The sequence below is a fragment of the Pseudomonas sp. JH-2 genome (genome assembly GCF_036231725.1).
Lineage (GTDB): Bacteria > Pseudomonadota > Gammaproteobacteria > Pseudomonadales > Pseudomonadaceae > Pseudomonas > Pseudomonas delhiensis.
This window is the reverse complement of the sequence record NZ_JAZAQP010000059.1, coordinates 22381-37973: the sequence shown is the minus strand read 5'-3', so window position 1 is coordinate 37973 and position 15593 is coordinate 22381. Positions and strand designations below refer to the sequence as shown.

General features: G+C 62.9%; 14 protein-coding genes and 1 pseudogene. 8 read left to right on the top strand and 7 right to left on the bottom strand.

The genetic code is table 11. The features are described 5' to 3' along the window. A pseudogene (locus VV867_RS31240) lies at window positions 1-116 on the bottom strand (molybdate ABC transporter substrate-binding protein); the annotation flags it as partial. 95 nt (window positions 117-211) lie between these two features. Between VV867_RS31240 and VV867_RS27455 the strand changes: the two are divergent. Then, entirely contained in the window at window positions 212-640 is a 429-nt protein-coding gene (locus VV867_RS27455; RefSeq protein WP_089394619.1) for a TOBE domain-containing protein, read from the top strand. A 205-nt stretch (window positions 641-845) separates the two neighbouring features. Here the strand turns inward: VV867_RS27455 and VV867_RS27450 are convergent, their stop codons facing one another. The 5 genes from VV867_RS27450 to VV867_RS27430 all read right to left on the bottom strand — a co-directional run bounded on the left by VV867_RS27450 (window position 846) and on the right by VV867_RS27430 (window position 4707). Further along, window positions 846-1208 (bottom strand): YidH family protein, encoded by a 363-nt coding sequence (locus tag VV867_RS27450; protein WP_275629302.1) that lies wholly within the window; start codon window positions 1206-1208, stop codon window positions 846-848. Between the two features lie 73 nt (window positions 1209-1281). Beyond that, window positions 1282-1707: a DUF6691 family protein gene (locus VV867_RS27445; protein ID WP_089394617.1), complete on the bottom strand. Its 426-nt coding sequence runs from the start codon at window positions 1705-1707 to the stop codon at window positions 1282-1284. A 2-nt stretch (window positions 1708-1709) separates the two neighbouring features. Beyond that, window positions 1710-2141: a YeeE/YedE family protein gene (locus VV867_RS27440; RefSeq protein ID WP_089394616.1), complete on the bottom strand. Its 432-nt coding sequence runs from the start codon at window positions 2139-2141 to the stop codon at window positions 1710-1712. A gap of 78 nt (window positions 2142-2219) precedes the next feature. Continuing rightward, window positions 2220-3833, bottom strand: a complete 1614-nt coding sequence (locus tag VV867_RS27435; protein ID WP_328568075.1) for an ATP-binding protein — start codon at window positions 3831-3833, stop codon at window positions 2220-2222. A gap of 169 nt (window positions 3834-4002) precedes the next feature. Further along, window positions 4003-4707 carry a response regulator gene (locus VV867_RS27430; RefSeq protein WP_328568074.1) on the bottom strand — a complete coding sequence of 235 codons (705 nt, stop codon included), beginning with the start codon at window positions 4705-4707 and terminating at the stop codon, window positions 4003-4005. A 756-nt stretch (window positions 4708-5463) separates the two neighbouring features. On the opposite strand from VV867_RS27430, the gene VV867_RS27425 reads away from it, so the two are divergent. From VV867_RS27425 to VV867_RS27400, 6 genes are all read left to right on the top strand, one after another. Next, complete coding sequence (locus VV867_RS27425) at window positions 5464-8355, top strand: ribonucleoside-diphosphate reductase subunit alpha (protein WP_328568073.1); 2892 nt, start codon at window positions 5464-5466, stop codon at window positions 8353-8355. Window positions 8356-8515: 160 nt separating this feature from the next. Beyond that, a complete protein-coding gene (locus tag VV867_RS27420; RefSeq protein ID WP_089394612.1) occupies window positions 8516-9763 on the top strand; it encodes a ribonucleotide-diphosphate reductase subunit beta in 1248 nt (415 codons plus the stop codon). A gap of 143 nt (window positions 9764-9906) precedes the next feature. Then, window positions 9907-10506, top strand: coding sequence for a DarT ssDNA thymidine ADP-ribosyltransferase family protein (locus VV867_RS27415; protein WP_328568072.1), 600 nt, complete (start codon window positions 9907-9909; stop codon window positions 10504-10506). Between the two features lie 2 nt (window positions 10507-10508). Next, window positions 10509-11531, top strand: coding sequence for a type II toxin-antitoxin system antitoxin DNA ADP-ribosyl glycohydrolase DarG (darG, locus tag VV867_RS27410; protein ID WP_328568071.1), 1023 nt, complete (start codon window positions 10509-10511; stop codon window positions 11529-11531). Window positions 11532-11758: 227 nt separating this feature from the next. Continuing rightward, window positions 11759-12220 (top strand): BRO-N domain-containing protein, encoded by a 462-nt coding sequence (locus VV867_RS27405; protein WP_328568070.1) that lies wholly within the window; start codon window positions 11759-11761, stop codon window positions 12218-12220. Window positions 12221-12486: 266 nt separating this feature from the next. Next, entirely contained in the window at window positions 12487-13533 is a 1047-nt protein-coding gene (locus VV867_RS27400; protein ID WP_275629290.1) for a hypothetical protein, read from the top strand. A 364-nt stretch (window positions 13534-13897) separates the two neighbouring features. On the opposite strand, the gene VV867_RS27395 is transcribed toward VV867_RS27400, so the two are convergent. After that, complete coding sequence (locus VV867_RS27395) at window positions 13898-14362, bottom strand: MarR family winged helix-turn-helix transcriptional regulator (RefSeq protein WP_328568069.1); 465 nt, start codon at window positions 14360-14362, stop codon at window positions 13898-13900. A 254-nt stretch (window positions 14363-14616) separates the two neighbouring features. Here VV867_RS27395 and VV867_RS27390 point away from each other — a divergent pair, with 254 nt between their 5' ends. Continuing rightward, window positions 14617-15570, top strand: coding sequence for a PDR/VanB family oxidoreductase (locus tag VV867_RS27390; RefSeq protein ID WP_328568068.1), 954 nt, complete (start codon window positions 14617-14619; stop codon window positions 15568-15570). Window positions 15571-15593 lie beyond the last annotated feature (23 nt).

Here is a 15593-nt window from a genome sequence, read left to right as displayed (position 1 = left end):
TGGATGGGCGCGGTGAAGTTGGCCGCGACGGCGACCTGCACCTCGTCGGCCAGCGCCGCGTGGGCGGCCAGGCAGGCCGCCAGGGCCAGGGAAAGGCGGGCGAATGCGTGTTTCATCGATGTGCTCCAGTGGTTGGCTGTCGTTCTGCTTCGAGGGGCCCGCCGGCTCTGCTATACCTTCCTGACCTCACTGGAGCCAAGGAGAGAAAGACATGAAAGTCAGCGCGCGCAATGTGTTCCGCGGCAAGGTCAGGCAACTGCGCAACGGCGCGGTGAATGCCGAGGTGGTGGTGCAACTGCCCGGCGGCAACGACCTGGTGGCCATCGTCACCGAGGAAAGCGTGAAGAGCCTCGGCCTGGCCCAGGGCAAGGACGTGGTGGCGCTGGTCAAGGCGCCCTGGGTGATGCTGATGACCGACGCCGAGGGCATCCGCCTGTCGGCGCGCAACTGCCTGGCCGGCACGGTGAAGTCGGTGGCCGATGGCGCGGTGAACGCCGAGGTGGTGCTGGACCTGGGCGGCGGCAGCGAAGTGGTGGCGGTGGTCACCCGCGACGCCGTCGCCGAGCTGGGGCTGGCGGCCGGCGTCAAGGCCACGGCGGTGATCAAGGCTTCCCATGTGATTCTCGGTGTTCCTTCCTGATGGATGCCACGGCACCTCGCTGGCGGGCCCCGGTCGAGAGCGGGGCCCGCCGCTGGAGATTCGTTATATCAAAAATTACATAACGATACCCGCGGCACTGCAATACCCATTAAGGGCAACGCCATCAGCCTGGCCGTGGGCGTCCGTGCCGGGGAGCACGCCAGCATTCTGCACTTATTGACTTAAAGGTCAACTTTACCTGGTGCTACAACGCCAGGTACAGCGTCAGCAGCAGGCCCAGGCCGGCCACCGCCAGGTTGAGCCAGGGCCCGGCGTTGACCCGGTAGCCCTCGGGAATCTCCACCGGCTTGAGCCCGCGCACCACCTGGCGGTACTGCAGCGCCGAGCTGCAGGCGGCCACGCAGCCGAGCGCGATGAACCCCAGCCCCACCCAGAACGCCATGCGCTGCGCCGCCGCGGTCTCGAGGCCGGCGTGCATCAGGCGCAGCAGCAGGCCGGTGCGCTCCACCACGAAGCCGAAGGCGATCAGCGCCAGGGCGGTACGGTTCCAGGCCAGCAGGGTGCGCTCGGCGGCGAAGAAGACGCGGGGGTCGTTCAGGTCGGACATGGGGCCTCGGTTTGCCGGGGAATTCCCCGGTAGCGTAGGCGGCGGGCCGCCGCGCGTCCAAGCAGCCGAGGCCTCATGCCCCGTCACCCTCGCGCCGCTGGCGCCATTCGAACAGCCCCATGCCGGCCAGCATCCCCACCACGAACAGCGCCGCCTGCCAGTGGCCGGCGCCCAGGCCGACCAGCGCCGGCCCCGGGCAGATGCCGGCAATGCCCCAGCCGACGCCGAACAGCAGGCTGCCCAGCACCAGGCGGCGGTCCAGGTCGCGCCGCGCCGGCAGCTGCATGGCGCCGCCGAGCAGGCCATGGGCCTTGCCCCGGGCCAGGCCGAAGAACGGCAGGGCGGTGGCGATGGCGCCGACCATCACCAGGGCCAGGGACGGGTCCCAGGCCCCGGCCAGGTCGAGGAAGGCCAGCACCTTGGCCGGGTCGGCCATGCCCGCCAGCAGCAGGCCCAGGCCGAACAGCAGGCCGCAGAGGAAGGCGCTCAATCGGGCCATGTTCAGGCTCCCAGCAGGTGGCGGATGCAGAAGACGCTGGCGAAACCGCTGGCCATGAAGCACAGCGTGGCCACCAGCGACCGCGGCGACAGCCGCGCCAGGCCGCACACCCCATGGCCGCTGGTGCAGCCGGCGCCGTAGCGGCTGCCCAGCCCCACCAGCAGCCCGGCCAGCAGCAGCGCCGGCCAGGCGCTGTCGAAGTGCAGCGCCGGCAGCGGCCCGAAGGCCAGCCACAACAGCGGCGCCAGCAACAGCCCGAGGAGGAAGGCCAGGCGCTCGCCGCCGGCGCCGCCCCTGGCCAGCAGGCCGCCGAGCAACCCGCTGATGCCGGCCACGCGGCCGTTGAGCAGGGCGAACAGGCCGGCGGCCAGGCCGATCACCGCGCCGCCGGCCAGGGCGCTCCAGGGGGTGAAGGCATTCCAGTCGATGCTCATGGACAGGGCTTCCAGAAAACAATATACAAAAATATATAATGTATTTTCGTAAAGTATCAACCGGGGCCGCCGGCCGGCCTACTCCCTGGGCGCCTGGCGCCGCGGCCAGGTCAGGGTGAAGCAGGCGCCGCCCAGGCCCGGGCTGTGGGCGATGGACACCCGGCCGCCGTGCCAGCGGATGATCCGCCGCACGATGGACAGCCCCAGGCCATGCCCGCCGGTGACCCGCGTGCGGCTGTCGTCGACGCGGAAGAACGGCGTGAACAGGCGCTCCCAGCGGTCCTCGGGCACGCCCGGGCCGTCGTCCTCGACGTCCACCTGGCAGCGGTCCAGGCTGACGCGGTAGCTCACCCGCACCCGCGTCTCGGCGTAGCGGATGGCGTTGCTCAGCAGGTTCTGCAGGGCGCGGTGCAGGTAGCGCGGCTCGGCCTCGATCCAGCTGCCCTGGTCGAAGGGCACCAGCGCGCCCGCCTCGCAGCTCACCTGCACCTCGCGGCGCAGCGGGGCGATCTCCGCCACCACCTGGCGCACCAGCGCGCCCAGCTCCACGCTCTGGTAGGTCAGCGCCGGCGAGCCCTGCTCCAGGCGCGCGTAGGTGAGCATCTCGTCCACCATCTGGTCGAGGTCCTGGATGTCGCCGTCCATGCCCTCGATGTACTTGCGCCGGGCCTTGTCGTCCTCGGCGGACTCGATCATCTCCAGGCCGAAGCGCAGCCGCGCCACCGGCGTGCGCAACTCGTGGGACACCGCGCGGACCAGCTCGCGCTGCACGCTGACCAGGCGCTGGATCTGCTCGGCCATGTGGTTGAAGGTGCCGGCCAGGCGCCCCACCGAGTCGCTGCCGCGCTCCTCCACGCGGGTCTCCAGGCTGCCGCGGGCGATGCGCGAGGCGGCCGACTCCAGGCCGCGCAGGCGCTGCTCCAGGCGGCTGACCAGCAGGTACAGGGTGAGGCCGATCAGCGACAGGCCGACGGCGGCGATCAGCAGCAGCAGTTGCGGCGGGTAGGGGTTCATCTGGTAGATCGGCCCCAGCTCCAGCACCCAGGGCGTGTCGACGATGCCGGCCACCACGCGGATGGAATCGCCGTTCTTGCCCAGCGCCAGCACGGTGTCGCCCTCCTCCACCCGGCGGCTCTGGTCGTCGTCCAGGTCGATCTCCTTCAGGCGCAGCAGGTGCACGTCGAAGCCGAAGCGCTTGTCGCGCACGATGCGCGCCAGGTGGTAGGGCTGCTCGCTGGCGGGGAAGCGGCGCAGCTCGTCCATCAGCATATAGATGGTGGCCCGCGCCAGCTGCTCGCTGACCTGCTCCACCTCGCCGGTGAGCACCAGCCCTTCCTGCAGGCTGACCTGGGTGTAGATATTCACCTGGTGCGGGCCGAAGGCCTCCACCAGCACCTGGTCGTTCATCAGCCGCGCGCGGTCGCGGCCGTCCATGCCCAGGGCGTCGAGCTTCTGCAGGCTCAGCGGGATGCCCATCAGGCGGCTCCACTGCAGCAGCGCGCGCTTGCGGTCCACCTCCTCCATGGGCGCCATCTCGTCGGCCATCAGGCGGAAGGTGCCGCGGGCCAGCTCCTCGCGGTAGCGGTCGCCGCGCACCTCGTTGACCAGGTGCAGGGTCAGCACGCCGAGGGCGGCGACCAGCACCAGGGTCAGCAGCATGCCGCCGTAGATGCGCAGGAAGATGGATTTCATCGGCGAAGCCCTGTGCCGGGTTCAGCGGCCGGCGTGGAGGCGCGGGGATGGCGCCGGGAAGTATGGATGCAACACGCAGGATGGGATGAGCGAAGCGATTCCCATCGATGGGTATCGCTGCGCTCCACGCCATCCTACGTGAACACGGACGCTGGCGAGAGCGTTGCCCCTACTGCTCGCCAACGAACAGGTAGCCCTTGCTGCGCACCGTCTTGATCAGCCGCGGGTGCATGGGGTCGTCGCCGATCTTCGGGCGGATGCGCGAGATGCGCACGTCGATGGAACGGTCCTGGCCGTCGTACTCGATGCCGCGCAGGGAATTGAAGATCTCCTCGCGGGAGAGGATGCGCCCGGTGTTGGCGGCCAGCAGCCAGAGCAGGTCGAACTCGGCGCTGGTCAGCTCGATGGTCTGGTCGTCCAGCCAGGCCTCGCGCATGGCGTTGTCGATCACCAGCGTGCCGAAGGTCAGGCGCTTGCTGCCCACCGCCGGTGCCTCCTCCGGCCCCTCGCTGCGCCGCAGCAGGGCGCGGATGCGCGCCAGCAGCAGGCGCGGGCGCACCGGCTTGCACACGTAGTCGTCGGCGCCCATCTCCAGGCCCTGGATCTGGTCCATGTCGTCGGTGCGCGCGGTGAGCATCAGGATCGGGCCGTCGTAGTCCGGGCGCAGGCGCCGGCAGATCGACAGGCCGTCCTCGCCGGGCAGCATCAGGTCCAGCACCACCAGGTCCGGCCGTTCCGCCAGCACGCGGTCCACCGCGCGGGCGCCGTCGGCCTCGACGCTCACCTTCAGGCCGTTGCTTTCCAGATAATCCTGGGTCAGCTCGGCCAACCGCTGGTCGTCCTCGACAATGAGGATTCGCGCCTCTTGCTCCACACCGCCTCCCAATGCACCTGAACGGGTCCGCCGCGCACCGCCGTGAGGCAGGCGCCAGGGCGCCGCGCGGCGCGTACGGACGTGCCGCATTGTAGCCAGGAAGCCGCGCCATGGCACGGGCGGAACGCGACGGGGCAGGACCACAAGATATTGTGGTAGGGTTCACACCCTGACAGCCTCAGGCCAACTCCTGAATCTGTCAGTCGCTCATGACGAACGGTGAAAATCAGCAGCGGTGCGGCCTGGCGCGATCCATACGCGATCACGCACACGCCACCCACAATTTATCCACAGGTTTCCCCCAGCCTCCCGCCTTGCAAAGCCTCCCATAGCGCATTATCTTGTATCCCCGTTGCGGATAACCCCTACATGTTGGGTCCGCAACCTGGAACCGGACACAAGAAGAAGCACGAGGTCGCGAGCCTTTTCCACGGCTCCTCCGGTTCCCCCAGCAGCTGCATCCAGGCGTACGGAAGTCCGACGCGGCGTAGGCCGCAAAGGAGTGATCGATGTCGATGGCCATGCGGTACGGGTGTTGCAACCGATCGGTCAACACCACTAGGTATTGTGGTTCCGGCCCGTAAAGCCGGACACCCGACTTGGGCCAGGGAGGCGCTTGAGTCCCCTTCCCCTGTTACGCAAGTTTTCATGCGGCCGGCCCCGCCGGACGCACACGCTCTTTATTGCTGTTTTTCCGGAGCGGCGCCCCTGGCGCCAGTGACAGAACCCACTAAGAGAATGTGGAGACACCCACCCATGCAAATCGACACCACTCGCGAGAACCCGCAGGCCGCAGCGCCGCAGGCCGCCGAATCCGCCCAGGATCTGGCCGCCACCGCGCCCGGCCAGCTGCGCGTGATCAAGCGCAACGGCACCGTAGTCCCCTACACCGATGACAAGATCACCGTAGCCATCACCAAGGCGTTCCTCGCCGTGGAAGGCGGCACCGCTGCCGCCTCGTCGCGCATCCATGAAACCGTCGCGCGCCTGACCGAGCAGGTCACCGCGACCTTCAAGCGCCGCATGCCGTCCGGTGGCACCATCCACATCGAAGAGATCCAGGACCAGGTCGAACTGGCCCTGATGCGCGCCGGCGAACAGAAAGTCGCCCGCGACTACGTGATCTACCGCGAAGCCCGCGCCAACGAGCGCAAGAACGCCAGCAGCGCCGGCGAAGTCGCCCAGCCGCACCCGAGCATCCGCATCACCAAGGCCGACGGCAGCACCCAGCCGCTGGACATGGGCCGCCTGCAGACCATCATCCGCGAAGCCTGCGAAGGCCTGGCCGAAGTCGACGGCGGGCTGATCGAGCGCGAGACCCTGAAGAACCTGTACGACGGCGTGGCCGAGAAGGACGTCAACACCGCCCTGGTGATGACCGCCCGTACCCTGGTGGAACGCGAGCCGAACTACTCCTACGTCACCGCCCGCCTGCTGATGGACACCCTGCGCGCCGAAGCGCTGGGCTTCCTCGGCGTGGCCGACAGCGCCACCCACCACGAAATGGCCGACCTCTACGCCAGCGCCCTGCCGGCCTACGTGGAGAAAGGCGTCGAGTTCGAACTGCTCGACCCGCAGCTGAAGACCTTCGACCTGGAGAAACTGGGCAAGGCCATCAACCACGAGCGCGACCAGCAGTTCACCTACCTCGGCCTGCAGACCCTGTACGACCGCTACTTCATCCACAAGGACGGCATCCGCTTCGAACTGCCGCAAGTCTTCTTCATGCGCGTGGCCATGGGCCTGGCGGTGGAAGAGAAGCACAAAGAAGACCGCGCCATCGAGTTCTACAACCTGCTGTCGTCCTTCGACTACATGAGCTCGACCCCGACCCTGTTCAACGCCGGCACCCTGCGTCCGCAGCTGTCGTCCTGCTACCTGACCACCGTGCCGGACGACCTGTCGGGCATCTACAGCGCCATCCACGACAACGCCATGCTGTCGAAATTCGCCGGTGGCCTGGGCAACGACTGGACTCCGGTGCGCGCGCTGGGCTCCTACATCAAGGGCACCAACGGCAAGTCCCAGGGCGTCGTGCCCTTCCTGAAGGTGGTGAACGACACCGCCGTGGCCGTGAACCAGGGTGGCAAGCGCAAGGGCGCCGTCTGCGCGTACCTCGAAACCTGGCACATGGACATCGAAGAGTTCATCGAGCTGCGCAAGAACACCGGTGACGACCGCCGCCGCACCCACGACATGAACACCGCGAACTGGATTCCCGACCTGTTCATGAAGCGCGTGTTCGACGACGGCCAGTGGACCCTGTTCTCGCCCTCGGAAGTGCCGGACCTGCACGACCTCACCGGCAAGGCCTTCGAAGAGCGCTACGAGTACTACGAAGCCCTGACCCAGTACGGCAAGATCAAGCTGTTCAAGACCATCCAGGCCAAAGACCTGTGGCGCAAGATGCTCTCGATGCTGTTCGAGACCGGCCACCCGTGGCTGACCTTCAAGGACCCGTGCAACCTGCGCAGCCCGCAGCAGCACGTGGGCGTGGTCCACAGCTCGAACCTGTGCACCGAGATCACCCTGAACACCAACAAGGACGAGATCGCGGTGTGCAACCTGGGTTCGGTGAACCTGGTCAACCACATCGTCGATGGCAAGCTGGACACCGCCAAGCTGGAGAAAACCGTCAAGACCGCGGTGCGCATGCTCGATAACGTCATCGACATCAACTACTACTCGGTTCCGCAGGCGAAGAACTCCAACCTCAAGCACCGTCCGGTGGGCCTGGGCATCATGGGCTTCCAGGACGCCCTGTACCTGCAGCACATCGCCTACGGCTCCGACGCGGCCATCGAGTTCGCCGACAAGTCCATGGAAGCGGTGAGCTACTTCGCCATCCAGGCTTCCTGCGACCTGGCGGATGAGCGCGGCGCCTACGAGACCTTCGACGGCTCGCTGTGGTCCAAGGGCATCCTGCCGCTGGACTCCCAGCAGATCCTCATCGAGGCCCGTGGCCAGAAGTACATCGACGTCGACCTGACCGAGTCCCTGGACTGGGCCCCGGTGCGCGCTCGCGTACAGAAAGGCATCCGCAACTCGAACATCATGGCCATCGCGCCGACCGCGACCATCGCCAACATCACCGGCGTGTCGCAGTCCATCGAGCCGACCTACCAGAACCTGTACGTGAAGTCGAACCTCTCCGGCGAGTTCACCGTGATCAACCCCTACCTGGTACGCGACCTGAAAGCCCGCGGCCTGTGGGACCCGGTCATGGTCAACGACCTGAAGTACTACGACGGCTCCGTGCAACAGATCGAGCGCATCCCGCAGGACCTGAAAGACCTGTACGCCACCGCCTTCGAAGTCGAGACCAAGTGGATCGTCGACGCCGCCAGCCGCCGCCAGAAGTGGATCGACCAGGCCCAGTCGCTGAACCTGTACATCGCCGGCGCCTCGGGCAAGAAGCTCGACGTGACCTACCGCATGGCCTGGTACCGCGGCCTGAAGACCACCTACTACCTCCGTGCCCTGGCCGCCACCAGCACCGAGAAGTCCACCATCAACACCGGCAAGCTGAACGCCGTGAGCTCGGTGATCGACGAAGGCCTGCAAGCCGCCCCGGCCGCCGAGCCGAAACCGGCTCCGGTCCCGCAGGCCTGCAGCATCGACAACCCGGACTGCGAAGCCTGCCAATAAGAGCAGCGGCAAGCTGCAAGCGACAGGCCGCAGGCCGTCCGCAGTTGCCTTAGCGTGCTCGACGACGGTGAAGCCAGGTGCGCCCTGGCTTCACCGGCAACACCAAACCTCTTGCAGCTTCAGGCTTGCCGCTTGTAGCTGCGACTGAAAGGAGCCCCCAATGCTCAGCTGGGACGAATTCGACAAGGAAGACCCCACCGAAGCCAAGGCCGCCCCGGCCGTGGCCAAGGCCGCCGCCCAGGCCGCCGACAAGCTCGATGACGAAGCCGCCGGCTCCGTGGAAGAAGCCCGCGCCGTCTCCGCCAGCGACTCCGACGCGGTCGCCCGCGCCAAGCAGGCCCTGGACGCCCTGGACATCCAGGAAGGCCTGGACGACCTGGAAGGCTCCGCCGCCCGCGTACAGGTCGGCGACAAGCAGATGATCAACGCCCGCGCCGACCTCAACCAGCTCGTACCCTTCAAGTACGACTGGGCCTGGCAGAAGTATCTGGATGGCTGCGCCAACCACTGGATGCCGCAGGAAGTGAACATGAACGCCGACATTGCCCTGTGGAAGAGCAAGGACGGCCTGAGCGAAGACGAGCGCCGCATCGTCATGCGCAACCTCGGCTTCTTCTCCACCGCCGACTCCCTGGTGGCGAACAACCTGGTGCTGGCGGTGTACCGCCTGATCACCAACCCCGAATGCCGCCAGTACATCCTGCGCCAGGCCTTCGAAGAGGCGATCCACACCCACGCCTACCAGTACTGCATCGAGTCGCTGGGCATGGACGAGGGCGAGATCTTCAACATGTACCACGAGATCCCGAGCGTCGCAAAGAAAGCGTCCTGGGGCCTGAAGTACACCCGCTCGATCTCCGACCCGCAGTTCCAGACCGGCACCCCGGAAACCGACCGCCAGTTCCTGCGCAACCTGATCGCCTACTACTGCGTGCTGGAAGGCATCTTCTTCTACTGCGGCTTCACCCAGATCCTCTCCATGGGCCGCCGCAACAAGATGACCGGCACCGCCGAGCAGTTCCAGTACATCCTGCGCGACGAATCCATGCACCTGAACTTCGGCATCGACGTGATCAACCAGATCAAGATCGAGAACCCGCACCTGTGGGATGCCCAGATGAAGGACGAAGCCACGCAGATGATCCTGCAGGGCACCCAGCTGGAAATCGAATACGCACGCGACACCATGCCGCGCGGCGTCCTGGGCATGAACGCAGCGATGATGGAGGACTACCTCAAGTTCATCGCCAACCGCCGCCTGACCCAGATCGGCCTGAAGGAAGAATACCCGGGCACCAGCAACCCCTTCCCGTGGATGAGCGAAATCATGGACCTGAAGAAGGAAAAGAACTTCTTCGAGACCCGCGTGATCGAGTACCAGACCGGCGGCGCGCTGAGCTGGGACTGACCTGAGCAGTAGAGGTAGCAACACCCCGTAAGAAGCTGTACAGTCAAGACCATTAGAGATCGCTGGACCTGATAGGATGTTGGGGGTAGCGGATAAAAAACCCCGACATGTTCGGGGTTTTTTATTTAAGCAGGAGCGCATAGATGGCAGGCGAAAGGAAACTCATTGAAGATCAAAAATGGATCTATCATCTTTCCAGTATGAAGAATCTGGAAAGCATTCTTTCTCACGGATTGATTTCTAGATCGAAACTTAGATCTGCCTCCCACACATTCTGTGATGTTGCCGACCCGGAGATCCTTGACGGGAGAGCACAGAACGGACTTGACCAATATGTCCCGTTCCATTTCTTTTCAAACAACCCTTTTGATGGAAGAGTGCAAAGCTCCCGACGCGATGAGACTTTTTTCTACATTTGTGTCACAAGAGAAAAAGCAAGAAGCACAGGATACTCAATACTACCCACTCACCCACTCTCCAAGGAACACCCTCAACTTTTTGACTACGAAAGCGGCTTTCAACGAATAGATTGGCAACGCATGAACACTAGAGATTACAAAGACCAAGAAACAAAACTAGTATGCATGGCCGAATGCCTATCACCGGCCACAGTGCCTCCTCAGGACTTCGACAAGCTGCTATTTAAAACCGAAGCTCATGAGGCCCATGCAAAAGAGATAGCGTCCAAAATCGGCCTCAGAATTAGCACATGGGCCCAACCTCAGTTTTTCACCAAGCTCTGAACATGATAAGCCTAACCTCAGGAAACATACTCGAAGCCAGTTCGGAGGCGATAGTCAACACAGTAAACTGTGAGGGCTACATGGGGAAAGGGATAGCCTATCAATTTAAGCTGGAATACCCTAAAAATTTCGAAAGCTATGCACTGGCCTGTAAAAAAGGTGATTTGCGACCGGGGCAATTGCATATATTCCTTGAAGACGGAAAACTAATTGTAAACTTTCCAACCAAAGATAAATGGCGTGCAAAATCACGATACGAGTTTATTTCCGATGGTTTAAAGACTCTTAAATCCGAGATATTAAGCCGATCAATTAAGTCAATTGCCATCCCCCCCTTGGGCTGTGGAAATGGAGGACTGGAGTGGGCGAAAGTCAAGGATTTAATATCCTCAGAACTATCAGAGCTTGACGGAGTTGAAATCCAGCTCTACGAACCCAGCAAAAGCTATAAAAGTCAGCCTAAGAAAGAGCCAAGCTTATCTTTATCTCATTATCTAGTAATGGAGATAAAACCGCACCTTCATCGATTCTCTAGATTTAGACTTCAAAAAACAGCATTTCTAATTGACTACCTGAACAACTCTGATTACTTCAAATTTGAAGCTCATCACTATGGCCCATACTCCCACTCTTTAGATATCGTCACGAAAGAAATCGCAGAGTACCAAAGCTATCACAAATCAAAAACAGAAGACGCAAAGAAAATCTTGGAGAAAAAACTACAAAGCGAAAATTTCTATCGCTCAGTAAAAAGCCAAGAGCACCTAATTCTGAGCGCTTCAAGTTTTGTGAACAAAATTGAAGACAACCAAGATCTAGAGCTCTTCACAAGCATTTTATTTATCGTTCACAAAAATAACGCAACAACACAACAAGAAATAATAAACACTATCGCAAAATGGTCCGATAGAAAGAATCGGCTATTCAGCGAACAAGATATCATCAAGAGCATACAAGCACTTGAAGTCTGCGACATAATCAAAACAGATTTTCTACATAATATAATAAAGAGTCAATCAGCTTAGGTGAGCTATTGACCCTAAAACCGCGCCCCCTTACTCTCTCCCCGGCGCCTAAGAAACGCCTGTCACCTAGCGGCCTGACCGCTCCCGAAAGTTAAGCGGCTTTTTTGAGCCTGGGGGAATTTCTCGTCCTCAAAAAACCTCTGCGACGCCGGGAGTGCCCCCCAGCCTTCAGCCCGAAGGCGCTTCGCCGTACCTGCCCTCTTCCCCCTCCTCCCCGGAGGTGCACCATGTCTGAAGAGCTGATCCCCACCCTGTTCACCCGCCACAAGCGCCAGCTGCGCGCCCTGCTGCTGGAAGACCAATGCTGGTTCTGCGCCCGCGACCTCGGCCGGCTGATGGGCGTGCCGAGGCTGGAAGAGCGCGTGCAGCGCAACCTGGACGACGACCAGCACCGCCGCGCCTGGCCACGCGACGGCAATGGCGACTACGAGGACGAACTGCTGCTCAGCGAATCCGCCGTATACGCCACGCTGATCCACTACTTCCACCCGGAAAACCGCTGCATCCGCCAATGGATCACCCAGGAAGTGGTGCCCACCCTGCGCGACAGCTACCGCCACGATACCCGCCAACCCCGCCGCGAAACCCTCCAAGGCCCCACCCAGGCCCTGACGGTGCTGCACTGGCAAGGCATGCTCTGGGTGCCCTACCGGCAATGGCCACAGGTGGATACCCCATCCACCCGATAAACGCCGGGTCTGTTCGTAGGATGGCGTTGAGCGCAGCGATACCCATCGATGGCGAGGCGGCATGGGTATCGCTTCGCTCCACCCATCCTACGGGGCGGCATCTTTTCGTAGGAGCGAGCTTGCTCGCGAACGGGCCGTGTGCCTGAGGTTATTCGCGAGCAAGCTCGCTCCTACAAAGGCGGGTGCAACGGATGTGCGGATGAGGTGGCGGGATGAATAGTGGCCACTTACCATGAGCGGCATTCTCAATGCAGCGGATGCCTAGCATGGATACGCAAGTAAAAGTGACAGAGGATGTCGATGCTTTCGATCGTTACATCCATGCCACTGAACAGTACGTCAGGCGCTACGCCGAGCACCTGATCAAGTGGTTACCACCCTTTGTGGGATTCGCCATCTTCCTCGGTTATTTCTTCCGAAATCATTTCTACCCCAGCTTCGACCTGTTCCAGTTTTCTTCATTGTTGCTTTCGGCGGCAGTGATAGGTTTTGGATTCGTTATCCTGATGACCGCGGGTGTCGCGCTACCCGGCCTCGCGCTGGTGTATCTGTACATCAATGACAAGCGGTACAAGGCCCATCTGAGAAACAAGGAGCTCAGCGACAAGCAACGGGATCGAAACGCCTGGGTGATGTGGCTGCTGTGTTTCGTATTGCCCTTTGCTATCCATTCGCTGCTCTCTTCCGCATTACTGCTCAGCGTAGGCTCGTCACTGATGGCCTGGCATTTGATTGCCCCTGCCCTCGTAGCTCTGGGGTTCGGCATTGCCTTGCAGATCAGATTCGAGCTGCCGAAGTGGGCGTTCCTGCAATACTTCTGGGTCAGCTACTTGGCCCTGTCGATCTCGAATGTACTGGCAATGGGCGTCATGTCCTCGGCGTCGACGTTGGGGTGGGTTCCTAAAGCTCTCCAGTTGCCGGTCGTTGCTCTGATCTGCCTGTTGGTGAACACCATGGTGGGGTTCGTCTCACCGGCAGCTATCGGAGGCGTTCGAACCAGCCTGTGTTTCTCGGTCCCCCTGGCGTTGGGATTCGCCCTCTACAATGGCGCACTCAGTTCGATGCCCGAGCGAGTCATGTCCGGATTGGGACTGGGCCAATACACCGCCAGCGAAATCGTGCTGGATGCAGATTACTGCGGCAAGAAAGCCCCTGCAGCACTGCCGCTCGACGAAAACTGCACTTTCAGAAACACCAAGATCATCTGGTCATTAGGAGAAGTGCTGACGCTGTCCGTGGGCAACGAAGAAAGTGCCCGCCAGGTCCAGATCCCCTCCCGCTTCGTCAAAGCCATCGTTCGCAACCCTGGATAACCCCGGCCCTCACACAGGGCGAATAACGCCCCGCGTTATCCGCCAGATCGCGGACGGAGTCCGCTCCTACAGTTTCAGGGAGGCACGAACGTAGGAGCGGACTCTGTCCGCGATTGGATTCACCGGCCATGCCGCATACCTCGGTAGCGTGGCCAGCGGCGTACAACCGCGAACGGTTGTACGCCCTACGGGTGGGCCTGGCGTAGGGCGAATAACGCTCCGCGTTATCCGCCGTTTGGCCTTGGCCCAACCCCGCTCGCTGCCGAGCACGGAGCCGCTCTCGAAACCGCGCCAGGCTCAACCACGGAGTTGCCGACAAGAAAGGTGTAACGGCGGATAACCGCGAACGGTTATCCGCCCTACATCAGGACTCCGGCTCCACGGCGTTCACCGCTTCCAGCTGGGCGCTCATCCGGTGCAGGAAGTCGATGAGCATCTCCACCTCCTCCTCGCCCAGGGCCGCCAGCAGCAGCCTCTCCCTCTCCAGCGCGGTCACCAGTACCCGGTCGTGGAGTTCGCGCCCCGATGGGGTCAGCGAGACCGTGTACCGGCGCGCATCCTTCGCATCGACCTTCGTCGCCACGTGGCCATCGCGCTCGAGCACCTGCAGCGCTCGGCTGACGGCGCTCTTGTCGAGGCCTATCACCTGCACCACGCGGTTGGCGCTGATGTGGTCTTCCACCGCGAGCATGGCCAGCACCCGCCACTCCACTATCCCTATCCCGAAATGCTTGCGGTAGCAGGCCGAGGCCCCGCTGGCCATCTTGTTGGTCAGCGAGGTCAGCAGTGCGGGAACGTAACGGTCCAGGTTGAGGGGCGAGCGGGGCATGTCGAGCGGTTCCTGCGCGTTGAGCGAATTGGTTGACATCGCAACTAAAATACTTAGGATGGGAATCACCCATAGATTCCGCGTCCGCATCCAAGCGCACGCGGCACGACAATAATAATCCAGAGGTGCCGTGCCATGTCTTACCCGCGCCCGTACTTCCCTCCCGACGCTCACGCCTGACGCGCCCTGCCGGTAACGCCGGCCCCACGTCCATTCGCTTTCGAACACTGCACAGCCGCGGTGGGGGTACGCTCATGCTCGAAGTTCGTGTCGCTCGAAAAATCGCCGAAGCCGAAGGTGTCTGCAGCTTCGAACTGGCCGCCGCCAACGGCGCGGAACTGCCGGCATTCACCGCCGGGTCGCACATCGACGTGCATGTCGCGCCGGGGATCGTCCGCCAGTATTCGCTGTGCAATTCGCCCCATGAGCGCGGCCGATACCTCATCGCGGTGCTCGACGAGCCGGCCTCGCGGGGCGGCTCCCGAGGCATGCATGCGGACGTGCAGGAAGGCTCGCGCCTGGCCATAGGCGCACCGCGCAATCTGTTCGACCTGGACCTCGGCGGCGATCGCTACCTGCTGTTCGCCGGCGGCATCGGCATCACGCCGATGCTCGCCATGGCCCACAGCCTTCTCGCGGCGGGCAAGCGTTTCGAGCTCCACTATTGCGGCCGCTCCATCGATCGCCTGGCATTCCTTGGGCTTCTGAACGAGGCCCCCTTCGCGAAGCACCTGCGGGTTCATGTCGACAGCGGCCCGGTCGAGCAGCGGCTGGATGCAGCGCGGGTCCTCGCATCCCCCGCGCAGGGCGACCAGCTCTATGTGTGCGGGCCGGCAGGCTTCATGTCGCACATCCAAGCCACCGCCAAGGCCTCCGGCTGGAGCGATCGGCAGCTCCACCGCGAGGACTTCGCGGCTCCGCCGCAGGTTCTCGAAGGCGATCGGGCCTTCGAGATCGAGCTGTCCCGCTCCGGCCGCGTGCTCCAGGTGCCCGCGCAGAAGACCGCCCTGGAGGTGCTGCTGGCGCATGACGTCGCAATCGAAAGCGCCTGCGAACAGGGCATCTGCGGCACCTGCATCACCCGCGTGCTGGCCGGTGAGCCGGACCACCGCGACCAGTACCTGGACGCCGCGGAGCACGCCCGAAACGACAGCTTCACCCCTTGCTGTTCCCGTTCCCGCAGCCCACGCCTCGTGCTGGACCTGTGACCTTCAACAAGCCCACCCCTGAT